Origin of the sequence: Pseudogulbenkiania sp. NH8B (assembly GCF_000283535.1) — a bacterium.
GTDB lineage: Bacteria > Pseudomonadota > Gammaproteobacteria > Burkholderiales > Chromobacteriaceae > Pseudogulbenkiania > Pseudogulbenkiania ferrooxidans.
The window spans coordinates 4,145,981-4,169,615 of the sequence record NC_016002.1 but is presented as its reverse complement, the minus strand read 5'-3'; the positions used below and the strand labels follow the sequence as shown (position 1 = coordinate 4,169,615).

13 protein-coding genes, 2 tRNA genes and 3 rRNA genes are annotated in these 23,635 nt (G+C 63.8%); 9 read left to right on the top strand and 9 right to left on the bottom strand.

All coding sequences use genetic code 11. The features are described from left to right. Positions 1 to 3: 3 nt before the first annotated feature. Positions 4 to 4,260: an ATP-binding protein gene (locus NH8B_RS19310; RefSeq protein WP_014088744.1), complete on the top strand. Its 4,257-nt coding sequence runs from the start codon at positions 4 to 6 to the stop codon at positions 4,258 to 4,260. A gap of 82 nt (positions 4,261 to 4,342) precedes the next feature. Here NH8B_RS19310 and NH8B_RS19305 read toward each other — a convergent pair whose 3' ends face one another. The 8 genes from NH8B_RS19305 to NH8B_RS19270 all read right to left on the bottom strand — a co-directional run bounded on the left by NH8B_RS19305 (position 4,343) and on the right by NH8B_RS19270 (position 13,706). Next, positions 4,343 to 5,932, bottom strand: a complete 1,590-nt coding sequence (locus tag NH8B_RS19305; RefSeq protein ID WP_014088743.1) for a methyl-accepting chemotaxis protein — start codon at positions 5,930 to 5,932, stop codon at positions 4,343 to 4,345. A 777-nt stretch (positions 5,933 to 6,709) separates the two neighbouring features. Next, on the bottom strand, positions 6,710 to 7,543 hold the full coding sequence (locus NH8B_RS21415) for a methyl-accepting chemotaxis protein (protein ID WP_255345188.1): 834 nt from the start codon (positions 7,541 to 7,543) through the stop codon (positions 6,710 to 6,712). 599 nt (positions 7,544 to 8,142) lie between these two features. Further along, on the bottom strand, positions 8,143 to 8,694 hold the full coding sequence (locus tag NH8B_RS19295; RefSeq protein ID WP_014088740.1) for a PAS domain-containing protein: 552 nt from the start codon (positions 8,692 to 8,694) through the stop codon (positions 8,143 to 8,145). A 111-nt stretch (positions 8,695 to 8,805) separates the two neighbouring features. Continuing rightward, entirely contained in the window at positions 8,806 to 9,486 is a 681-nt protein-coding gene (locus NH8B_RS19290; protein WP_014088739.1) for a Fe2+-dependent dioxygenase, read from the bottom strand. Between the two features lie 106 nt (positions 9,487 to 9,592). Further along, complete coding sequence (locus NH8B_RS19285) at positions 9,593 to 11,821, bottom strand: TonB-dependent receptor (protein ID WP_051002179.1); 2,229 nt, start codon at positions 11,819 to 11,821, stop codon at positions 9,593 to 9,595. A 111-nt stretch (positions 11,822 to 11,932) separates the two neighbouring features. After that, complete coding sequence (locus NH8B_RS19280) at positions 11,933 to 12,343, bottom strand: ExbD/TolR family protein (protein ID WP_014088737.1); 411 nt, start codon at positions 12,341 to 12,343, stop codon at positions 11,933 to 11,935. Beyond that, the gene (locus NH8B_RS19275; protein WP_014088736.1) at positions 12,330 to 13,007 is read right to left on the bottom strand and encodes a MotA/TolQ/ExbB proton channel family protein; all 678 of its coding nucleotides are present in this window, start codon (positions 13,005 to 13,007) and stop codon (positions 12,330 to 12,332) included. The genes NH8B_RS19280 and NH8B_RS19275 overlap by 14 nt, the downstream gene beginning before the upstream one ends. Before the next feature lie 3 nt (positions 13,008 to 13,010). Continuing rightward, on the bottom strand, positions 13,011 to 13,706 hold the full coding sequence (locus NH8B_RS19270; protein WP_014088735.1) for an energy transducer TonB: 696 nt from the start codon (positions 13,704 to 13,706) through the stop codon (positions 13,011 to 13,013). 135 nt (positions 13,707 to 13,841) lie between these two features. Between NH8B_RS19270 and NH8B_RS19265 the strand changes: the two genes are divergently transcribed. The 8 genes from NH8B_RS19265 to rrf all read left to right on the top strand — a co-directional run bounded on the left by NH8B_RS19265 (position 13,842) and on the right by rrf (position 21,925). Further along, entirely contained in the window at positions 13,842 to 14,087 is a 246-nt protein-coding gene (locus tag NH8B_RS19265; protein ID WP_014088734.1) for a YdcH family protein, read from the top strand. 84 nt (positions 14,088 to 14,171) lie between these two features. Then, positions 14,172 to 14,708: an ATP-dependent protease subunit HslV gene (gene hslV, locus NH8B_RS19260; RefSeq protein WP_008955334.1), complete on the top strand. Its 537-nt coding sequence runs from the start codon at positions 14,172 to 14,174 to the stop codon at positions 14,706 to 14,708. A gap of 228 nt (positions 14,709 to 14,936) precedes the next feature. Continuing rightward, positions 14,937 to 16,280: an ATP-dependent protease ATPase subunit HslU gene (hslU, locus tag NH8B_RS19255; RefSeq protein ID WP_014088732.1), complete on the top strand. Its 1,344-nt coding sequence runs from the start codon at positions 14,937 to 14,939 to the stop codon at positions 16,278 to 16,280. Positions 16,281 to 16,709: 429 nt separating this feature from the next. Continuing rightward, positions 16,710 to 18,245: ribosomal RNA gene (locus NH8B_RS19250) — 16S ribosomal RNA — on the top strand. A 92-nt stretch (positions 18,246 to 18,337) separates the two neighbouring features. Next, positions 18,338 to 18,414, top strand: a tRNA-Ile gene (locus NH8B_RS19245). An 11-nt stretch (positions 18,415 to 18,425) separates the two neighbouring features. After that, positions 18,426 to 18,501, top strand: a tRNA-Ala gene (locus NH8B_RS19240). A gap of 303 nt (positions 18,502 to 18,804) precedes the next feature. Beyond that, a 23S ribosomal RNA gene (locus tag NH8B_RS19235) occupies positions 18,805 to 21,695 on the top strand. Between the two features lie 116 nt (positions 21,696 to 21,811). Then, a 5S ribosomal RNA gene (gene rrf / locus NH8B_RS19230) occupies positions 21,812 to 21,925 on the top strand. Together the 16S, 23S and 5S rRNA genes with 2 tRNA genes alongside form the textbook arrangement of a ribosomal RNA operon. A 228-nt stretch (positions 21,926 to 22,153) precedes the next feature. On the opposite strand, the gene murA is transcribed toward rrf, so the two are convergent. Next, positions 22,154 to 23,407 (bottom strand): UDP-N-acetylglucosamine 1-carboxyvinyltransferase, encoded by a 1,254-nt coding sequence (murA, locus tag NH8B_RS19225; RefSeq protein ID WP_008955915.1) that lies wholly within the window; start codon positions 23,405 to 23,407, stop codon positions 22,154 to 22,156. Positions 23,408 to 23,635 lie beyond the last annotated feature (228 nt).

Sequence of the window (23,635 nt, the reverse complement as noted above, 5' to 3'; positions counted from 1 at the left end):
GTCATGACCGACGGCAAGGGGCGCTGGACGCAGACGGTTGCCATCGGCCGGGCGGTGGTGCTGGTGGTGATCGTGCTGGGCGTGCTGCAGGGGCTGGCCTCCTACCTGCTGCTCCAGGACTCGCTGCACCAGTACCGCCGTGCCCAATGGTTGGTCGACCTCAACCGCGCCTCGCACCAACTGTTCCTTGCTGCCGATTTTCTGGAACGGGAAGGTGCCCAGACCCGCCTGCTGCTGGTGCGCTCCCAGCCACCGGGGCGCTACGAAATGCCCGCGCTGCAGCGCCTGCGTCAGCAGGGCGACCGGGCCTTGGCCGAGGCGCTGCACAGTGTGGAGATGCTGGAAGGGACGAGGGACCGGGCCAACCTGGGCGCGATCCGCCAGCGTTATGACCATCTGGCCAAGCTGCGCGCCGAGATCGACCGCTATTTGCAACACCACCCGGGCCGGGCCGATGAAAGCCTGGCCTTCAGCTGGCAACTGGCCAGCAACCACCTGTTCGAAAGCATCGACGCCGAACTCGCCAACCACTCGTACCGTCTCGGCGACGATGACAACGAGCTCCAGAGCCGGCTCGCCGGGGTCAAGTTCGATGCCTGGCTGCTGCGCCGTGCGATCGGCAGTGAAGGAGCGGCCCTGCTGATGCGCCTCGAGCTGAAACGGCGCCTCAACTCCAGCGACGAAGCCGACCTGGCGTCTCAGCGCGAGCGTGGTCTGCTGATGCTGGAGCTGTTGCAGAGCAATATCCGCTATCTCGGTCCGGGGGCACTGTCGCAGCGTCTCGCGAAGCTCAACGCGGCGACGTACCAGTTGTTCCGGATGAGCAACGCGCAACTTGCCGAGTTGCAAGGCGCGGCGGCCTCGCTGCCGGTCAGCGGAATCTACGTGGAGGCCATACGCCGGGCGCACGACGAGGTGCTGTTCCTGTTCGACGACGCCTCCCGGCTGGCGGAATCGACGCTGGAGGCGCATCGTCAGGCGCTTTATCGCGAGCTGCAGCTGACGGTGCTCGCCTCGCTGCTGGCGTTCGCGCTGTACGCGGCGCTGCTGTTCGCCGTGATGCGCCGCATCCTGCGCCCGCTCCGGCGCCTGCAGCAGGTGCTGGATGCCACCCGCGACGCCATTCTCACGGTCAACGATGAAGGCATCATCCAGATGGCCAACCTGGGGGCCGAGCAGCTGTTCGGCTATCGTCGCGACGAACTGCCAGGACGGGCCTACGGCGAGCTGTTGGAGCTGGAGCAAGCCATGCTGCCGGAGGATGGCGTCACCCCGGAGGGCACCGAGAGCCGTCTGCAGGGGGTCGGCATCCGCCGCGACGGCAGCCGCTTCTTTACCGGTATCACCTTGAGCGGCATGGCGCAGGGGCGCTTCGGGCGTCACACGCGCCGCTTGCTGGTGGTGCGCGACGAACACGAGCAGCGCCTGGTGGAAATGGCGCACGCGCGCAGCCTGGCCCTGCTGTCGGCGATCTCGGGGGTGACCTCGCTGCTGTTGGCCAACCGTGCCCGCCAGCACGTTTTCAGCCGGCTGCTGGCGCTGTTTCTTGAGTTCTGCCATGCCGCCGAGGGCGGGCTGATCGTGGTCGAGCCCGATCCGGCCGGTGGCGAGCGCTTTCGTTTCCTGGCCCGGCAAGGATGCCGCGACACCCTGGCCTGGGATGTTCTGCTGGAATCGATCTCAGAGCTGCTGGCGACGGCCGACGGCGACATGGAACTGGAAATGGGGGCGGCGCCGTGGCGGCTGTTGCCGGTCCGGCAGGAGCAGCGGCTGGTGGCGCTGGTGTGCCTGAAAGCGCCGGATCGGGACGCCATGGCGCAGGCGCAGGACGCCCTGCTCGCGGCGTTTGCCAGCATCATGGGCTTCTACGCCGAAGAAAACCGCCGCAAGGCATCGGAGCAGCGGCTGCGGGCCGTGTTGCAGGAAGAGGAAGCCGTGTACGCGGCCTCGCCGGTCGGCTTGCTGCGCATCGACGAAGACTTCCGGATTCTGCGCGCCAACCACGCGGCAGAACAGCTCTTCGGCACCGCGCGCGGCGGCTTGCTGCCGTTGCATCTGTTCGAACTGGTCGCCGACCAGCAGATCTGGATTCCGCTCGGGCAGGCCTTGTGCCGCGCGCGCGAACAGGGCGACCGCGTGCAGTATGAGGCGGAATGCCTGCGCAGCAACGGCATGCCGGTGTGGGTGCTGATCGAGGGCCAGGCACTGCACGGCGAGAGCGTCCAGGGGGGCATGATTCTGGCCTGCCTCGACATCACCGAGCGCAAACTGGCCGAGTTCGCCCTGCAGCAGGCGCGCGACGAGGCGGCGGAATCCCGTCACCAGCTGCTGGGGGCGATCGAGTCGATTTCCGAGGCCTTCGTGTTGTACGGACCGCACGATCAGCTGCTGCTGTGCAACCAGCGCTTCGCCGACCTGGTCAGCGAGGGGCAGTCATCCGACGCCCTGCTCGGCATTTCGTTCGAGGACACGGTGCGGGCGTTGCTGCAGCGGGGCGAGCGTCCCGAGCCGGGGCTCGACGCGGAGCAGTGGCTCGCCGAGCGGGTGCATCGCCACAGTCTGGGTGCCTCGTCCTTTTCGCTGCAACTGGGTGAGGCGTGGTGGCAGATCAACGAGCGGCAGATCCCCGGGCGCGGCACGGTCGGGGTCTGGGCCAACATCACCGCGCTCAAGCAGCAGGAGGCGGAGCTGATCGAGGCGTGCCGTCAGGCCGACAGCGCCAATCATGCCAAGAGCGCCTTCCTGGCGGCGATGAGCCACGAAATCCGCACGCCGATGAACGGCGTGCTGGGCATGGTCGAACTGTTGGCGCTGACCCCGCTCGACCCCGAGCAGCACGACGCGGTGGACACCATCCAGGAGTCCGCCAAGACCTTGCTGCGTCTGATCGACGACATTCTGGATTTTTCCAAGATCGAGGCCGGCCGGCTCGACCTCGCACCCGAGGCGACGTCGGTGGCCGGCATCGTCGCCCAGGTGCATGGGCTGTACCTGGAAAACGCCCGGCGCAAGGGGCTGTGGTTCACCACCTGGGTCGACGACCGGGTGGCGCCCTGCCTGTTGCTCGATTCGCTGCGGCTGCGCCAGATCCTGCAGAACTTCGTCAGCAATGCGCTCAAGTTCACCCAGCAAGGCTCGGTCGAGATGCGCGTCTCGCTGCTGGCCGAGGATGAGCTGGCCCAGACCCTGCGTTTCGACGTCGTCGATACCGGCATCGGCATGACCAGGGACACCGTGGCGCGCCTGTTCGAGCCGTTCACTCAGGCCGAGAGCGATACCACCCGCCGCTTCGGCGGTACCGGGCTGGGGCTGGCCATCTGCCGCCGCCTGGCCAGGCTGATGGGGGGAGACGTCAGCCTCGACAGCGAACCGGGGCAAGGCAGCTGCGCCACGCTGACGCTGTCGGCCGCGGTGTTGGAGGCATCGCCTGCGCCGCTCGCCGATGCGCCGCCCGTGCCCTTGGGCCTCGACCGGACGGTGCTGGCCGGTTTCAAGCCGATCCTCTTCGTCGAAGACAACCCGACCAATCGCAAGCTGGGACAGAAGCAGCTGGAGCTGCTGGGCTACCCGGTGGAGGTGGCGGAAGACGGCGTGCAGGCCTTGCAGCGCTGGCGCAGTGGGCACTTCTCGCTGATCCTGAGCGATTGCCATATGCCGGTGATGGACGGCTATCAGCTGGCACGCGCCATCCGCCAGCACGAGCAGCTTGGCGAGGGGGGCGGCCGGATCCCGATCGTCGCCTGCACCGCCAACGCCGGCAAGGAAGAGGCGGACCGCGCGCTGGCGGCCGGCATGGATGATTTTCTCACCAAGCCGCTCAACCTGGCCCAGCTTGGCCGGATGCTGGAGAAGTGGCTGTGCCGCCCGGCCGTGGCGGACATGGCGGCGGAGCCCGGCCCGGAGCCGGCGGCGCCTAAGGGCGAGCCGGTGGAGCGCTCCGCCCTGGCGGTCTACAGCAATGGGGACCGCATGCTGGAATGGGAAATCCTGCAGGACTTCCTGCAGAGCAACCAAGAAGACGTCGTCGCGCTGCGCGCCGCGGTAGACGCCAACGACGGCGCGCGCGTGGCGTGGGCCGCGCACCGTATCAAGGGGGCCAGCCGCATGGTCGGCGCCATGGCGCTGGGCGCGGTGGCCGAGGCGCTGGAAACGGCCGCGCGCCAGCCGGAACCGGGCGGGTTCGGAACCGGCATGGCGGAGTTCGAGGCCCGGCTGCAGGAGCTCACCGTCTGGCTGGAGGCGGAAGGCCAGTCGGCCTGAGCCGGCGCATGCGCTGGTCCGCAGCGCCATGAAAAAACCGCCAGCCTTGCGCCTGGCGGTCCGGCTTCGGCCAACGCTTGCGTTACAGCCGGAAGCGCGACACGGCGTCGTGCAGGCCCTTGGCCATGCTGTCGATGTCATGCACCACCCGCGTGGCCAGGGCCACGGCGCTGCGCGTTTCCGTCACCACCCCCGCCACCTGTTCCACGCTGCCGGCAATGCTGGTGCCGGCCTGGCTTTGCTCGGACATCGAATAGGCGACGTTGCGGAACAGCGCCAGGGTCTGTTCGGCGCTGCGGCTGATGCGATGGAGGGTCTCGGCCGCTTCATTCACTTGGCTCGCGCCGTTTTCCACCGCCGGCCGGATTTCCTCCATGCGTGCCGATACCGTCGACGTCTCGCTCACCACCGCACCGATGATGCTGGCGATCTCGCTGGTGGCCTCGGCGGTGCGTTCCGCCAGCTTGCGCACCTCGTCCGCCACCACGGCAAAGCCGCGCCCGGTCTCGCCGGCGCGCGCCGCCTCGATGGCCGCGTTGAGCGCCAGCAGGTTGGTCTGGTTGGCGATGTCGCGAATGGTCTCGGCGATACCGCTGATGCTGCTGGTGTGCTCGGCCAGGCGCACCACCATGGCGGCGGCACCGGTCACCTGGCCGGAGACGGCGAGGATGCTTCCGGCCGCCTCCTGGGCGACGCCGCAGCCGCTGCGCGCCAGCTCCGCCATGGTCTGCGAGTCGCTTTCGGTCTGCCGTGCGCTGTCGGAAACGTGGTCGATGCTGACCGACAGCTGTTCGATGGCGGCGGCGGCGGAGGTGGTCGACTCGCTGGCCGTGTTCGATACCTGGTCCAGCTTGCGCATCTCGCCGGCCAGTTCCTGGGCGGTATGCGTCATCAGCGCCGACGAGCGGTTGATCTGCTCGATCATTTGGCGCAGCCCGGACTGCATGCGCCGCATCGCCATCAGCAAGCTGTGTTCCTGGCCCTGAGCGACGATGTCGCGGCTCAGGTCGCCGGCGGCGATGGCCTCCATGATTTCGGCGGCGTAGGCGGGTTCACCGCCCAGCGTGCCGATGATGCGCCGTGACATGGCCAGCGACAGTAGGCCGACCCCGATCATGACCGCCGCGCTAACGCCGAGCAGCAGCGATGCCTCGCGCCAGAAGATGGCGTCGACGTCGTCGACGAAGATGCCGGTGCCGACCGTCCAGCCCCAGCGCTCGTAGCGCACCACGCCGTTGAGCTTCGGTATCGGCTGCTGGCTGCTGCCGCGCGAGGTCTGGATCGTGGTGATGCCGTACTTGTGACCCGCCAGCGCCTCCTCGTAGGCCGCCACCGTGGTGCGCCCGTCCGGCAGCGTGCTGCCGAGATCCACCTTGCCCACGCGTTCCGCCTTGGGATGGACCTTGAGCACGTTGTTGGCGTCGCGGGCGAAGAAGTAGAGGTCGTCCACGCGCAGCATGTTGAGGGCGGCGCTGGCCTGCCGTTCGGCCTCGGCGCGGCTCAGCTTGCCCTGTTGTTCCAGGGCGCCATAACGGTTCATCACACCCTCCGCCATGCGCAGGGCCACCGTGATCTGTTCGCTCTTCTGGCTGTAGAGCTCGCTGCGCAGCGAGTGGAGCGCCAGGCCGGCGATGAGCAGGGTGCCGAGAAAGCTGGCGAGGACAAGGATCATTAGTCGTGTGCGTAGGCGCATGCTGTGTGCTCCAGATGGTCTGTGTCGAGTGTCGTCCGGTCTGCCGGGGGGCCGGCCAGCCGGGCCACGGCGGTGTGGATGTTGTTGTCAGGGCCGTGGCCGTTGGATTTTAAATTATGTGTGTAAGCAAACGGCCATGCATCCTTGGTTTTTGTTTCAAACACTGGCGGGCTGGGAGGCGGCTCCCATGGGGCATGGTCTGGCCGGATGGGTTGGTGCTTTTTTGGGGTGAAGCGGGGGTGATTTTTCGGACGGATTTTTCTGACGCCGTGGTGGAGTTATGACGTTCTTTTCTTTGTTTGTAATTTATGCAATGAAATACATTATTTATTTACGTAAATAATTGTATGCCGGCGATGTCGGGCTCTTGCAGGATTGAGCGCTGCTGTGCTGGTGGGTCCCTGCGGGCTCGCTGTCTTTACGGGGCGCGGACAACACCCGGTGCGGCGATTTTGGCCAGGCGCGCGGCGGCAGGCAGTACACGTAGCACGGCAACGCCGCGCAACGACGCCGCGGTGCTTGGGCGGTCAGGGCTTTGCAAAGGTGCTTATCCTGGGGCACGGCAGCGCCGCCTCGGGGCCGGTGGGGGCGGAATCAGGGCATGGCCGGAGTCGACGGCAGGCCCGAGGGGCGGGCGCGAGGCGGAGGAGGGAGGAGCGTTGCAGCGGTCGGCGCAGGAAGCGCCGGGTGACACGAGGCAGCAGGGGAGGGTGAGGGCCGGCGCCTCGTCAGGGAAGACGCCGGCACGGGTCATGGCTAGTGGGCGGAGCGCTCGTCGGCCATGCGGTCGAACAGTTGCAGCATGGCTTGGCTGTGCTGCTCCAGCTCGCTCATCAGCTGGATGATCTGGTTTTCGTCCATGCTGTCCGGCTGCTGCGAGGCGCTGAGCGCCGACGACACGCATTGCGCCAGGGCGGCTTGCGGCTGCCGGTATTCGCCGTAGGCACGGGTGGCGGCAAAGGCGTGCAGGTGTTCGTCCAGCTGCTCCTGGCGCAGCGGCGGGCCGGCCTGCTGCCCCTCCTCGACGGCATGGTAGACGTGCTGCTTGAACATGATGTGGCCGACCTTGACCAGCGACGATTGCGATTTGTCGCGCACCCGGTACACCTGGCTGGTCGCTTCGTCCGAGCTTTGCGCCAGACGCGCGAAATGCTGGCGGAAGGCGTCGACCGAGGTCTTGACCTCGTTGGCGACGCCGCCGGCCTGCTGCGACTTGCTCTGCATGTCGGCGATGCGGGCCGACAGCGAGGCCAGCACGGTCTGCACCTGGTGGGCGGTGTCCTTGCTGCGCTCGGCCAGCTTGCGCACCTCGTCGGCGACCACGGCGAAGCCGCGCCCGGTCTCGCCGGCGCGCGCTGCCTCGATGGCCGCGTTGAGCGCCAGCAGGTTGGTCTGGTCGGCGATGTCGGAGATGGCCGAGAGCGAGCTCTCGATGCCTTGCCACGCCTGGTTCAGCGCATGGCTGGCGTCGCTCATGCTGTGCACGCTGGCGGCGATGGTGTCGAGGCTGCCGCTCAGGCGGGCGGCGCTCTCCAGGCTTTCGCGGGCGCCGTCGGCATTGCTGCGCGTGATGTCCGACACGGTTTCCATGGCCTCGCTGATGGCGGCGAGGTCGGCCTGGTTGGCGGCCAGGTTCTGGCGCAGGTTGGGGGCGTTGAGATGGTTCAGCTGCGAGGACAGCCGGTTGCGCCGCACGAACTCGCTGTTGTCTTCCATGGCCTGGATCGCCTTGTCGATGTTGTCCATCGAGCTGGCGAACACGCCGGGCAGGCCTACCTTCAGCGGGCGCCGGCTGTAATCGCCGCGGCTGACACGGCCGAAGCAGGTGTTCATTTCCTTGAAGTAGGTTTCCACCAGGTCCATGAAGTCGTTCAGCTCCCAGGCCACCATGCCGACTTCGCCCTGTTTCTGGGTGCGCGTGGCGCGGTGGTGCAGCTCGCCCGAGCGGGCGTAGCCGAGCTGTTCGTGCAGGGTGTCCAGGGTGGCCAGGATGCGGCCGGACTGGCGTTGGATGAAGGCCGAGGCCAGCAGCGAGCACAGCAACACCAGGCCCAGGATGTAGGGCTGGGCGCCGTCCGGGGCGAAGAAGTGGGCGACGAAACTCAGCACCAGCAGCAGGTTGAAGGCGAGCAGGGCGAACTTGATGTAGTCGCGGATGAAGGGGGAGCGTTTGCGCTGGAGTGGGGTGTTCATCGCTGGGCTGCTCCCGCTTGGGCCGGTTTGTTCAGGTCCAGCACCATGTTTTCGAACGAGCTGTACTGGCGGCGTTTGACCTCTTCCAGCAGCCAGGCCACCGAGGCGTCGGGAGCGGTGGCCTTGCCGCTGCTGGCCTCGATCTCGCGCATGCGGCGGTAGAGCTCGGTCATGGTGTCGATCGCCTTGCGCGTGGCGCAGCGTCGCACCGAGTAGTAGCCCATCAGCTGGCCGTGCCGGTCGTAATCCGGCGTGATGTTGGCCATGACCCAGTAATAGTCGCCGTCGGCGGTGTAGTTCTTGATGATGCCGAAGAACTCCTGGCCGGCCTGCAGCGTTTTCCACAGCAGGCGGTACACGCCGCGCGGCATGTCAGGGTGGCGGATGATGTTGTGCGGTTGTCCCAGCAGCTGCGGTTCGGCGTACCGGGAGATGCGCATGAAGACCCGGTTGGCGTAGCTGATGTGGCCCTTGGGGTCGGTCTTGGTGATGATCAGTTCGTCCGGCTGCAGGGTGACTTCCCGGCTGGCCGTTGTCGTGGCGTCCATGTTTCTCTCCCATCTTGTCTGCCCGCTGGGTGTGCACGCCCAAGGCTTTGTTATGACAGTGTGGATGAGCTCCCCGGGCGCGGCAAGAACATTGTCAACGCGGCTGTGGTATCAGATGTCGGCCCACATTCTCAAGAGATTGTGATAGTTGGCGGTGAGCATGATCAGCGCGTCGTTGTCGCCGTGCGTGCGGCGCAGGCTGCTGATGGCGCTGTCCATGTCGAACAGCAGGCTGCGCCTGGCGTCGTCGCGCACCATGCTCTGGGTCCAGAAGAACGAGGCGATGCGCGCGCCGGCGGTGACCGGTTCGACGCGGTGCAGGCTGGTTGACGGGTACAGCACCATGTCGCCGGCAGGCAGCTTCACCTGGTGCAGGCCGTAGCAGTCCTCGACCACCAGTTCGCCGCCCTGGTATTCGTCCGGGCCGGTGAAGAACAGCGTGCAGGACACGTCGGTGCGCACCCAGTCGCCGCTGAAGGGATCGGCGCGCACGGCGTTGTCGACGTGGTTGCCGAAGTCCATGCCGCCCTGGTAGCAGTTGAACAGCGGCGGAAAGACCTTCTTGGGCAGCGCGGCGGAGAAGAACAGGCTGTTGCGCTGGAGCGCGGCTTCCACCATGGCGGACAGCTCGCGTGCCTCGGCGCAGTCCTGCGGCAACTGCAGGTTGCGTTTGACTTGCGCCGACTGGCTGCCGGCGGTGAGGCGGCCGTCGGCCCACGGGGCGCGTTCGAGCAGGGCGCGGCCGTGCGCCAGTTCTTCGGGGGTGAGGACGTCGGGGACGTGGAGCAGCATGTGCGTTGCCTTTCGGGCGCCGTGCCGGCGCGGTTGTTCGATGCGGAGTCGGGGGCAAGGGCTTCGGCCAACCCCGGGGTTGGCCGAAGCCCGGACGCGGGGGGACTCAGTACTTGTAGCCGATGGTCAGCTGCGCCTCGCGCTGGTTGCCGGCGTAGGCGTGGCCGGTGTACTGGCCGATGTAGTACTTCTTGTTGGTGAGGTTGTTCAGGTTGAGCTGCACCTTGTACTTGCGGGTCTCGTACGCCAGCATCGCGTCGTAGCGGATGAAGCCCGGCAGGTAGTTGGCCGTCGACTGGTCCTTGCTGCTGTCGCTGGAATAGCGTTTGCCGGTGTAGTAGGCGCCGAAACCGGCGGTGACGGTGTCGCTTAGCTTGTAGGTGGTCCACAGGTTGGCGGCCCGCTTCGGCGTGTACTTCGGCACCGCCCCGGCGTTGGCGTCGGAGGCCGACTGGGTGGTGTTGTTCCAGCCCTGGTCGATCACCGGGTCCAGCAGCGCGGCGCCGGCGAATACCGACCAGTTCTCGCTCAGGCGGCCGGCCACCTCGAACTCGATGCCGTCGGTGTGGCGCTTGGCGTACAGGATGCTGATGTCGGGCGACAGCGCGTCGGTGTTGCGCTCGTTGTACTTGATGGTGCGGAACAGCGCGGTGCGGAAGGAGGCGTCGCCGTCCAGCAGGTCCCATTTGGCGCCGATCTCGTAATGCTCGTTGCGCTCCGGCTTGAGCCGGTCGGCGCTGGCGCCGCTGGTGACGTCGAACTGGTAGGCCTCGCCGGACGGGTTCATCAGGTTGCTGTAGCCGGCGTAGTAGCTCTGGCTGGTGCTGGGCTGCCAGATCAGGCCGGTGCGGTAGCTCATGCCCTTGTCGTCGCGCACGTTCTCGCGGCTGACGCTGCCGTTGCTGTAGGCCTTGTAGCTGCCTTCCAGCCGGTCCTGGCGCAGCCCGGCCATGAATTTCCACTGCGGGGTCAGCTCGACGGTATCGGTGGCGTAGAGCGCCCAGTTGCGCGTGACGTAGCTGTTGGACGGGCTGGTGCTGTAGCTGCCGGTGTAGCTGACGGCGCTGGGGTCGCCGACCGTGGTCAGCAGGTTGGCGATGTTCTGGCTGGCGACGATGCTGAAGGCGTCCTGGGTCTCGTGGGTGAATTCGACCCCCGCCAGCAGGTTGTGGCGCAGCCCGCCGGTGTCGAAGCGGCCGGTGTAGTCGTTGCTCCACGCCTGCACCTCGGTGAGCGAGCCGCGGTTCTTGCCGGAATAGCGCAGCAGGGTGGCGCCGGTCACCGGGGTGCCGGCGCTGACGCCGCCGCTGTTGCTGTCGTTGCGCAGCTGCGGCTGGGCCACGGTGAGCCAGCGGTCATAGCGGCCGACGCGCAGCTGGCTGCTCAGTTCGTGGTCTTCGGCCAACTTGTGGCTCAGGCGCACGGTGGAGATGTCGGTCTGGATGTCCTCGCTGTTCATGCCCTGCAGGCCGTAGTAGCGGTCGGCCGGCACGTCGATCGGACGGTGCGTGTTCGGGTCGTACGGCACGCCCAGCATCGGCGTGTTGTTCTCGGTCAGGTGCAGGTGCGACAGCGTCAGCGTGGTCGGCTCGCCCAGGCCGAAGGCGAGCGACGGCGCCACGCCCCAGCGTTTCGCCACCTCGATGCCGTTGGGCGTGCCGTCGTTGGTCGCCATCAGGTTCAGGCGCGCGGCCGCCGTGTCGCTGAAGGCCTGGTTGATGTCCAGCGTCATGCGCTGGAAGTCGTCGCTGCCCACGGTCAGGCTGCCCTCGAGCTTTTCCCCGGCGAACGGCGTCTTGCTGACCTGGTTGACCACGCCGCCGGTGCTGCCGCGGCCGAACAGCATCGAGCTCGCCCCCTTCAGCACCTCGATCTTCTCGTCGTTGAACGGGTCGCGGTTGTACTGCGCCACGTCGCGCTGGCCGTCGCGGTAGGTGTCCTGGAACGCCGCGAAGCCGCGCAGGTAGACCTGGTCGCCGGAGCGGCCGCCTTCGCCGGCGGCGAAGGTGATGCCCGACACGTTCTTCAGCGCATCCTTCAGGTTGCTGGCCAGCTGGTCGTCCAGCAACTGGCGGTTGACCACGGTGATCGCCTGCGGGATGTCCTTCAGCGCCTGCTTCTGCTTGCCGATGTTCGAGGTCTCGGTCTTGTAGCTGCCGCGCAGCGGCTGCTCGGCGGTCACGCTGACCGTCTCGAGTTCGGCGCTGTCCGCCGTGGTGCCGGTGGCGTAGGCCAGCGCCGGCGACAGCGCCGCCGCCAGCATGCCGGCGGTGAGCCGGGCCGGCAGTTTGGAGTGAGCGACGTTGGCCGAAGACTTCAGGCTCTGTGGGCTCATGGTTTCCTCTGCAAAAGGGTGGGTGGTGACGGATTCCGGGCGCAAGACGACCCGCGGCCTCCCTCTGTGATGGAGGTCCGTGGGGCGTGTCGCGCGGGAATCAGGGGTGGATCAGGGGGCTTCGGTGACGAAGCCGATGCGGCTCACGCCGCTCTGCTGGGCGCTGGCCAGCGCCTCGGCGACGTACTCGTAGCGCGCGTTCTTGTCGGCGCGCAGGTGCAGTTCGACCTGCGGGTTGGCGCGCGCGGCGGCGGCGAAACGCGCCGCCAGCGCCTCGCGCGCCACCGGGGCGTCGTTCCAGAAGTAGCGGCCGTCCGGCTGGACCGCCAGGCGGATCGCCTCCGGCTTGTCCTCGAAGCGGGCCGCCGCCGCCTGCGGCAGCTCGACCTTGACCGCGTTGGTCAACAGCGGCGCGGTGAGGATGAACACCACCAACAGCACCAGCATCACGTCGACCAGCGGCGTGGTGTTGATCTCCGCCATCGGGGCGTGCTCGCCCTTGTCGAAACTACCGAACGCCATCGATCTCTCCCGCCTGGGTCAGCAGTTGCGCGTGCAGGTCGTGCGCGAAGTGGTCCATCTGCTGCGCCATCACCCGCTGCAGGCGCATGAAGGTGTTGTACGCCAGCACCGCCGGAATCGCCGCCGCCAGGCCGGCGGCGGTCGCCACCAGCGCCTCGCCGATCGGCCCCGCCACGGTGGCGATCGACACCTGGCCCTGTGCGCCGATGTTCACCAGCGCGTGGTAGATGCCCCACACCGTGCCGAACAGGCCGATGAACGGCGCGGTCGAGCCGACCGAGGCCAGCAGCGTCATGCCCGCCTCGTGGCGGCCGGTCTCCTGCGCCAGCCGTTTGCGGATGGCGCGGGTGAGGAATTCGTTCAGGTCGCAGGCCTGCCCCAGCGAGCGCTGCGCGTTGGCGTGGAAGTGGCGCAGCGCCGACAGCCCGTCGCGCGCTAGGTTGGCGTAGGCCGAATTCGACTCGGCCAGTGCCGCTTCCGCCGTCGGCCAGCTCGCGGCGTTCCACAACGCGGCTTCGGCCAACTTGTTGTCGCGGCGCGCACGCCAGCCCTGCACGGCGCGCAGCGCGATGACGTACCAGGTCAGGATCGACATGGCGATGAGCAGCATGAACACCGTCACGAGCACGGCGTCCCCCTGGTGGAATACGGTCAGCAGATTCATGGTTCAGTGGCTTTTGATGGAAAAATCGACGGGTACGATGAAGTTGAAAGGAATGGCTTCCTGCCCGCGCCGGGCCGGCACGAAGCGCCATTGGCGCACCGCCTCCAGCGCCGCGCGGTCCAGCCGCGGGTAGCCGCTGCTCTGCGCCAGGCTGACGTCCAGCGGGCGGCCTTCGGCGCTCACCTGCACCCGCACCCGCACCGTGCCGGCCTCGTTCAGCTCCAGCGACAGCGCCGGGTAGCGCGGCTTGGGGTTGTCCAGGTAGCCGCCGCGGTAGAGCGGCGGGGTGATCGGGGCGTCGGCCGCCTCGGCCGCCTTGGCCGGGGCCGCACTGCTGGCGGTGGCGGCGGCCTCGCTGCGGTGCTCCTCCGGCGCCGGGGCCGGGGACGGCGTGGCGCTCGGTGTCGCCGCACTGGGACGCGGCGCCGAGGTACTCAATAGCGGCGGGGAGGTGGCCGCGCTACGGCGCGCGGCCGGGCGCTCGGGCCTGGGCTTCGGCTCGGGGCGTGGCGCCGCCTGCACGGCCGGCGCCGGAGCGGCCGGATGAGGTGCGGCAAGGGACACCAGTTCCATGCATGCCAATTGCGGCGGTATGATCGGCACGTGTTGAGCGGCCAGCAGAGTCAACCCGGCCAGCGCGGCGACGTGCAGCAGGGTGACGCCGCTCAGGGCGGCAAAACGTTCGGTACGCGAGTTCATGCGAGAATGATAACGCAAATTATTATCATTCACATAGTGACTGTGCGCATTTGATACAGGTCAACGGAGGCATCCGGCGTCGGGCGTAGCATGGTTCCATCCCCTATTGCCTTCCATCACTTGCCGGAGCGTGCCATGCACATCGACCATCACCCCCTCGCCGCCGAGTTTCCCGGCGATCAGGACAAGATCCACCATCTCAAGCAGGATAGCGCCCGCTTTACCCGCCTGTTCATCGACTACGAGCAGGCCGACAAGGCCGTGGTGCGCATCGAGAACGAGCTGGAGGCCGCCAGCGACGTGGAACTGGAACGGCTCAAGAAAACCCGTCTGGCGCTGAAGGACGAACTCTACCGGCTGATCCGCGGCGGCGTGTCCTGACCCGCTTGCAATCCGTCCACTTGCCTACATATCCTGAAAAGCTGCTGGCAGCTCGCCGGTAGCTTTTTTCATTGGAACAAGAACATGCAGCAGTTTGACGGAACCACCATCGTCTCCGTCCGCCGTGGACAGCGCGTGGCGCTGGGCGGTGACGGACAGGTCACCCTCGGCAATATCGTGATCAAGGCCACCGCGCGCAAGGTTCGCCGCCTCTATCACGACAAGGTGCTGGCCGGTTTTGCCGGCGGCACCGCCGATGCCTTCACCCTCTTCGAGCGCTTCGAAGCCAAGCTGGAAAAGCACCAGGGCCACCTGGTGCGCTCGGCGGTGGAACTCGCCAAGGACTGGCGCACCGACCGCATGCTGCGCCGCCTGGAAGCGATGCTGATCGTGGCCGACAAGGAAAGCACGCTCATCATCACCGGCAACGGCGACGTGCTCGAGCCCGAGCAAGGCATCGCGGCGATCGGCTCCGGCGGCGCCTACGCCCAGTCGGCGGCGCGCGCGCTGTTCGAGAACACCGAACTCGACCCGGCCGTGGTGGTCAAGAAGTCGCTGGAGATCGCCGGCGACATCTGCATCTACACCAACCACAACCACCTGATCGAGACGCTGGACTGAAAGCCCATCGACCCGGCCACCGCCTCCGCCGCCTGAGCGCCTGCGGCGCTCGCACCGAGGAGGCCGGCACGCCCGTCGCGATGGGGTTTGCCAAAGCACGCCCCGAGCGTCTCGGGGCCACCGTAACATCCGACCGCCGCGACTCTATATAAGAGTGTGCGGGGGTCCCAGCCGGAGCCGGACCCGAGCTTGGCCGACGCCTTCGGCCAACCTTGCCGGAAATACGCCATGACCCAAATGACCCCGCCGGAAATCGTTCACGAGCTGAACAAGCACATCATCGGCCAGGACGCCGCCAAACGCGCCGTGGCCATCGCCCTGCGCAACCGCTGGCGCCGCCAGCAGGTGAGCGAACCGCTCAAGAGCGAAATCACCCCCAAGAACATCCTGATGATCGGCCCGACCGGCGTCGGCAAGACCGAAATCGCGCGCCGCCTGGCACGGCTCGCCAACGCCCCCTTCATCAAGGTCGAAGCCACCAAGTTCACCGAGGTCGGCTACGTCGGCCGCGACGTCGACACCATCATCCGCGACCTCACCGAGATCGCCATCAAGGACACCCGCGACGCCGCCATCAAGCGCCTGCGTCACCGCGCCGAAGACGCCGCCGAAGACCGCATCCTCGACGTGCTGCTGCCGCCGGCCCGTCAGCCGGCCGGCTTCTTCGCCGGCGAGGAGGACGCGCCCGCCAGCAAGCCCGAAGACAGCGCCACCCGGCTCAAATTCCGCAAGATGCTGCGCGAGGGCAAGCTCGACGACAAGGAAATCGAAATCAACGTCGCCGCGCCGCAGGGCAAGATGGAAATCCTCGCCCCGCCGGGCATGGAAGACTTCTCCAGCCAGCTGCAGACCATGTTCCAGGGCCTGGGCGCCGGCAAGCAGAAGGCGCGCAAGCTGAACGTGGCCGAAGCGCTCAAGCTGGTCATCGAAGAAGAAGCCGCCAAGCTGGTCAACGAAGACGAGATCAAGCAGGAAGCACTGCAGAACGTCGAACAGAACGGCATCGTCTTCATCGACGAAATCGACAAGGTCGCCAGCCGCAGCGAAGGCAACGGCGCCGACGTCTCGCGCGCCGGCGTGCAGCGCGACCTGTTGCCGCTGGTCGAAGGCACCACCGTCACCACCAAGTACGGCATGGTCAAGACCGACCACATTCTGTTCATCGCCTCCGGTGCCTTCCACCTCGCCAAGCCGTCCGACCTGATTCCGGAACTGCAGGGCCGCTTCCCGATCCGCGTCGAACTGACCTCGCTGACCGTCGACGACTTCCGCCAGATTCTCACCAACACCGACGCCTGCCTGACGCGCCAGTACGAAGCGCTGCTCGCGACCGAAGGTGTCGAGCTGGTGTTCGCCGACAGCGGCATCCAGCGCATGGCCGAGATCGCCTGGCACGTCAATGAAAAGACCGAGAACATCGGGGCGCGCCGTCTGTACACCGTGATCGAAAAGCTGCTCGAGGAAATCTCCTTCGACGCCCGCACCGGCCGCTTCGAAGTCGACGCCGCCTACGTCGACAGCAAGCTCGACATGCTGTCGCAGCGCGAAGACCTGGCGCGCTACGTGCTGTAACGGGGTGCTGTACCGCTTCCGACTTGTGCGGAAGCGGTGTTTCCTAAAAAAGCCGGCGAAAACGCCGGCTTTTTGCTTTTTTGCATGGCACCGGCGGGCCGGAAGCGGCGCGGCGGGCGGGTGAGTCGGATAGGTGGCAAAAAATGTCTATCGGGTAAGTTGTTTCTATTCAGTGGTTTGCGTTGCTATTTTTGCGGAGAGGCGCTTTTTTTGCGGTTTTCTGCAAAAAGGCGTTGACGGGGTGGGGGTCGGGGCGTATAGTTCGCCTCCTCAGCTGACGCAGCGACGGAAACGACGCAGTCAGCACCGCTCTTTAACAAACAGAATAACCGATAGGTGTGAGTGCTCGGCAAAGCCGACACTTGCACTGCAAGACAGGAAATACCTGATATTTCTTTGATCTTGCGTGCCAAAAATTGCTATGAGATTGAACTGAAGAGTTTGATCCTGGCTCAGATTGAACGCTGGCGGCATGCTTTACACATGCAAGTCGAACGGTAACAGGGGCTTCGGCCCGCTGACGAGTGGCGAACGGGTGAGTAATGCGTCGGAACGCACCGAGTAATGGGGGATAACGCAGCGAAAGCTGTGCTAATACCGCATACGCTCCGAGGAGGAAAGCAGGGGATCGTAAGACCTTGCGTTATTCGAGCGGCCGACGTCTGATTAGCTAGTTGGTGGGGTAAAGGCCCACCAAGGCGACGATCAGTAGCGGGTCTGAGAGGATGATCCGCCACACTGGGACTGAGACACGGCCCAGACTCCTACGGGAGGCAGCAGTGGGGAATTTTGGACAATGGGCGCAAGCCTGATCCAGCCATGCCGCGTGTCTGAAGAAGGCCTTCGGGTTGTAAAGGACTTTTGTCCGGGAGCAAATGCCGGTGGCTAATATCCACTGGAGCTGAGAGTACCGGAAGAATAAGCACCGGCTAACTACGTGCCAGCAGCCGCGGTAATACGTAGGGTGCAAGCGTTAATCGGAATTACTGGGCGTAAAGCGTGCGCAGGCGGTTGTGTAAGTCTGATGTGAAAGCCCCGGGCTCAACCTGGGAACGGCATTGGAGACTGCACAGCTAGAGTGCGTCAGAGGGGGGTAGAATTCCACGTGTAGCAGTGAAATGCGTAGAGATGTGGAGGAATACCGATGGCGAAGGCAGCCCCCTGGGATGACACTGACGCTCATGCACGAAAGCGTGGGGAGCAAACAGGATTAGATACCCTGGTAGTCCACGCCCTAAACGATGTCAATTAGCTGTTGGGGGTTTGAATCCTTGGTAGCGTAGCTAACGCGTGAAATTGACCGCCTGGGGAGTACGGCCGCAAGGTTAAAACTCAAAGGAATTGACGGGGACCCGCACAAGCGGTGGATGATGTGGATTAATTCGATGCAACGCGAAAAACCTTACCTGCTCTTGACATGTCCGGAACCTCGCAGAGACGCGAGGGTGCCCGAAAGGGAGCCGGAACACAGGTGCTGCATGGCTGTCGTCAGCTCGTGTCGTGAGATGTTGGGTTAAGTCCCGCAACGAGCGCAACCCTTGTCATTAGTTGCCATCATTTAGTTGGGCACTCTAATGAGACTGCCGGTGACAAACCGGAGGAAGGTGGGGATGACGTCAAGTCCTCATGGCCCTTATGAGCAGGGCTTCACACGTCATACAATGGTCGGTACAGAGGGTCGCCAAGCCGCGAGGTGGAGCCAATCTCATAAAACCGATCGTAGTCCGGATCGCACTCTGCAACTCGAGTGCGTGAAGTCGGAATCGCTAGTAATCGCAGATCAGCATGCTGCGGTGAATACGTTCCCGGGTCTTGTACACACCGCCCGTCACACCATGGGAGTGGGGGATACCAGAAGTGGCTAGGATAACCTTCGGGAGTCCGGTTACCACGGTATGCTTCATGACTGGGGTGAAGTCGTAACAAGGTAGCCGTAGGGGAACCTGCGGCTGGATCACCTCCTTTCTAGAGAAGGGCCGAGTCGAGTACTCACAGCCTATCGGTTATTCGCGTTAAGGGCATAGTTGGTTTGCGAAAGCGGATCGACGAAGGCAACTGGGTTTGTAGCTCAGCTGGTTAGAGCACCGTCTTGATAAGGCGGGGGTCGTTGGTTCGAGTCCAACCAGACCCACCATTTGACCTGTTGGGGGATTAGCTCAGTTGGGAGAGCACCTGCTTTGCAAGCAGGGGGTCGTCGGTTCGATCCCGTCATCCTCCACCAATCGACAGTGCAAACAAAAACGAACTCGGTGAGTTTGGTTCTGTTTGCGTTGTTCGCGTGCCGCGCAAGCGGCGCAGCAAAAACGCCCGATCTTTAACAAACTGAAGAAGCCGAATTAACAAGACGGCGAGAAATGAGATGAAGTTAACTCTTCATCGAGTGACTTGCTGACTTTGGGTAATTTGATTGTATCTGTGCCATGTCGCCATATCAAAAGGGGCGGTGTGGTACGTCGCACAAACATTCACTGTCGTGGACGTGCCGGATTGATCGCAAGATCAACCCAGGTTACTGAAATGATAGGGTCAAGCGACTAAGTGCATCTGGTGGATGCCTTGGCGATCACAGGCGATGAAGGACGTGTAAGCCTGCGAAAAGCTTCGGGGAGCTGGCAATAGAGCGATGATCCGGAGATATCCGAATGGGGAAACCCACCTAGCAATAGGTACTCCTTGCTGAACACATAGGCAAGGTAGAGCGAACGCGGAGAACTGAAACATCTAAGTACCCGCAGGAATAGAAATCAACCGAGATTCCGTCAGTAGTGGCGAGCGAACGCGGAACAGCCTGTACGTGTTATGGATTGTGTTAGTGGAAGGCCCTGGAAATGGCCGCCATAGTGGGTGATAGCCCCGTACACGAAAACGCATTCCAAGGACTAGGCGTACGAGAAGTAGGGCGGGACACGCGAAATCCTGTCTGAAGATGGGGGGACCATCCTCCAAGGCTAAATACTCGTGATCGACCGATAGTGAACCAGTACCGTGAGGGAAAGGCGAAAAGAACCCCGGGAGGGGAGTGAAATAGAACCTGAAACCGGATGCATACAAACAGTGGGAGCCTCGCAAGGGGTGACTGCGTACCTTTTGTATAATGGGTCAGCGACTTACGTTCAGTAGCGAGCTTAACCGAATAGGGGAGGCGTAGGGAAACCGAGTCCGAATAGGGCGCTTTAGTTGCTGGGCGTAGACCCGAAACCGAGTGATCTATCCATGGCCAGGATGAAGGTGCGGTAACACGCACTGGAGGTCCGAACCCACTAGTGTTGCAAAACTAGGGGATGAGCTGTGGATAGGGGTGAAAGGCTAAACAAACTCGGAGATAGCTGGTTCTCCCCGAAAACTATTTAGGTAGTGCCTCATGTATCACTTCCGGGGGTAAAGCACTGTTATGGCTAGGGGGTCATTGCGATTTACCAAACCATGGCAAACTCTGAATACCGGAAAGTGCGAGCATGGGAGACAGACGGTGGGTGCTAACGTCCATCGTCAAGAGGGAAACAACCCAGACCGCCGGCTAAGGTCCCAAATGATCAGTTAAGTGGTAAACGAAGTGGGAAGGCCTAGACAGCCAGGATGTTGGCTTAGAAGCAGCCATCATTTAAAGAAAGCGTAATAGCTCACTGGTCGAGTCGTCCTGCGCGGAAGATGTAACGGGGCTCAAACTGATAACCGAAGCCGCGGATTTGCACGCAAGTGCAGATGGTAGGGGAGCGTTCTGTAGGTCTGTGAAGGTGTGTCGTAAGGCATGCTGGAGATATCAGAAGTGCGAATGCTGACATGAGTAGCGATAAAGCGGGTGAAAAGCCCGCTCGCCGAAAGCCCAAGGTTTCCTACGCAACGTTCATCGGCGTAGGGTGAGTCGGCCCCTAAGGCGAGGCTGAAAAGCGTAGTCGATGGGAAACGGGTCAATATTCCCGTACTTTCGTATAGTGCGATGTGGGGACGGAGAAGGTTAGGTCAGCCAGGTGTTGGATGCCCTGGTTCAAGCCGGTAGGTGGAAGGAGTAGGCAAATCCGCTCCTTTGTTAACACCGAGACGTGATAACGAGGTTCTACGGAACCGAAGTGACTGATACCACGCTTCCAGGAAAAGCCACTAAGCTTCAGCTATACGAGAACCGTACCGCAAACCGACACAGGTGGGCAGGATGAAAATTCTAAGGCGCTTGAGAGAACTCAGGAGAAGGAACTCGGCAAATTGATACCGTAACTTCGGGAGAAGGTATGCCTCTTAAGGTGTAGGACCTCGCGTCTGAAGCCTCGAGAGGTCGCAGAGAATCGGTGGCTGCGACTGTTTATCAAAAACACAGCACTGTGCCAACACGAAAGTGGACGTATACGGTGTGACGCCTGCCCGGTGCCGGAAGGTTAAGTGATGGGGTGCAAGCTCTTGATCGAAGCCCCGGTAAACGGCGGCCGTAACTATAACGGTCCTAAGGTAGCGAAATTCCTTGTCGGGTAAGTTCCGACCCGCACGAATGGCGTAACGATGGCCACACTGTCTCCTCCTGAGACTCAGCGAAGTTGAAATGTTTGTGAAGATGCAATCTCCCCGCTGCTAGACGGAAAGACCCCGTGAACCTTTACTGTAGCTTTGCATTGGACTTTGAACAGACTTGTGTAGGATAGGTGGGAGGCTATGAAGCTGAGACGCTAGTTTCAGTGGAGCCGTCCTTGAAATACCACCCTGGTGTGTTTGAGGTTCTAACCTTGGTCCGTGATCCGGATCGGGGACAGTGCATGGTAGGCAGTTTGACTGGGGCGGTCTCCTCCCAAAGTGTAACGGAGGAGTTCGAAGGTCACCTAGGTACGGTCGGAAATCGTGCTGATAGTGCAATGGCATAAGGTGGCTTAACTGCGAGACCGACAAGTCGAGCAGGTGCGAAAGCAGGACATAGTGATCCGGTGGTTCTGAATGGAAGGGCCATCGCTCAACGGATAAAAGGTACTCCGGGGATAACAGGCTGATTCCGCCCAAGAGTTCACATCGACGGCGGAGTTTGGCACCTCGATGTCGGCTCATCACATCCTGGGGCTGTAGCCGGTCCCAAGGGTATGGCTGTTCGCCATTTAAAGTGGTACGTGAGCTGGGTTCAAAACGTCGTGAGACAGTTTGGTCCCTATCTGCAGTGGGCGTTGGAAGTTTGACGGGGGCTGCTCCTAGTACGAGAGGACCGGAGTGGACGAACCTCTGGTGTACCGGTTGTCACGCCAGTGGCATTGCCGGGTAGCTAAGTTCGGAAGAGATAACCGCTGAAAGCATCTAAGCGGGAAACTCGCCTGAAGATGAGACTTCCCTGAGGGCTTGACCCTCCTGAAGAGTCGTTCGAGACCAGGACGTTGATAGGTCGGGTGTGGAAGCGCTGTGAGGCGTGAAGCTAACCGATACTAATTGCTCGTGAGGCTTGATCCTATCATTTGAGTGGCTTGGGCCACGCGGTGAATAGAGTGCGACGTACGATCGATTACCCAATTCGAAATGGAAGCTGAGAGGCTTCCAGGCTTCTTCCCGTTTGTTGACAGTTTATGTCTGGCGGCCTTAGCGAGGTGGTCCCACCCCTTCCCATCCCGAACAGGACCGTGAAACGCCTTAGCGCCGATGATAGTGCGGCCTTGCCGTGTGAAAGTAGGACACCGCCAGACTCCCCTCATGAAAGCCCAGCTCATCCGAGCTGGGCTTTTTGCTTTGTGCTGGCGGAATGCATCCTCCACCGCGTCCATCTCTCTTCATTCTCCATCGGTCAGTAAAGAAACAGGCCGGATTGAGCTGCGGCTGCAGGCCGAGGTTGGCCGAAGCGTCGCGTAGCTTTGTTAAAAAAATACCCCGCCGGCTGTGCCTGGCGGGGTGTGGTTGTGCATGGGGTTTGGCGATCAGCTGATGCGCTCGATCTGGGCGCCGACGCCGTTGAGTTTCTGTTCGATGTGTTCGTAGCCGCGATCGAGGTGGTAGATGCGGTCGACCACGGTTTCGCCGTCAGCAACCAGGCCGGCGATCACCAGGCTGGCCGAGGCGCGCAGGTCGGTCGCCATGACGGTGGCGCCGGACAGGCGCTCGACGCCTTTGACCACGGCGGTGTTGCCCTCGATATCGATCTTGGCGCCCATGCGGTTGAGTTCCGGCACGTGCATGAAGCGGTTCTCGAAGATGGTCTCGGTCATCATCGCGGCGCCGTCGGCGATGGCGTTGAGGGTCATGAACTGGGCCTGCATGTCGGTCGGGAACGCCGGGTAGGGCAGCGTGCGCAGGTTGACCGACTTGGGACGGCGCTTCATGTCGAGCGAGATCCAGTCGTCGCCGGCTTCGACCACGGCGCCGGCTTCGACCAATTTGTCGAGGATGGCGTCCATGGTGAGCGGTGCGGCGTTACGCAGCACGACGTGGCCCTGCGTGGCGGCGGCGGCGACCAGGAAGGTGCCGGCCTCGATGCGGTCCGGCATGATGGCGTGATCGGCGCCATGCAACGCTTCGACGCCTTCGATCACCAGGCGGTCGCTACCGATGCCGCTGATGCGGGCACCCATCTTGTTCAGGCACAGGGCGAGGTCAGTGACTTCCGGCTCGCGCGCGGCATTTTCCAGGATCGTGGTGCCGTCGGCCAGCACTGCGGCCATCAGCAGGTTCTCGGTGCCGGTCACGGTGACCATGTCCATCACCACGCGGGCGCCGCGCAGGCGCTTCGCCGTGGCCTTGACGTAGCCGTGTTCGATGGTGACGTCGGCACCCATTGCGACCAGGCCCTTTATGTGTTGTTCGATCGGACGGCTGCCGATGGCACAGCCGCCGGGCAGGCTGACGGTGGCCTCGCCGAAGCGCGCCAGGGTCGGGCCCAGCACCAGGATCGAGGCGCGCATGGTCTTGACCAGCTCGTAGGGGGCGACCAGGTTGTTGATGCCGGCGCCGGTGATCTCGACTTCGTGCACGTTGTCGGTCATGACGCGCGCCCCCATGCCCTGCAGCAGCTTCTGGGTGGTGGAGACGTCGCGCAGCATCGGTACGTTGCTGAGCCTCAGCGTGTCGGCGGTCAGCAGGCTGGCGCACAGGATGGGCAGGGCGGCGTTCTTGGCGCCCGAGACGCGGATTTCGCCGTTGAGCGGGCCATTGCCGCGGATGAGCAGTTTGTCCATGAGTTAGAGCCTGTGGTGAACCGGCATGCGAGCCGCGCCAAGCGGCCTGCTTGGGCTGGCTTGGCGTGGTCGCGCAGGTCAGAGTCAGTCATTGGCCAAGCGGGTAGCGCCACGGATGGCAAGCGGCACGCTTGGCCTTGGGGGAGGCGACACCACCGCACGGCGATGTCGCGTCTCGTTAAGCTGTGGCCGCAGGGCGGCGCGAGAGACGCCCTGCGGTGTGGTGCC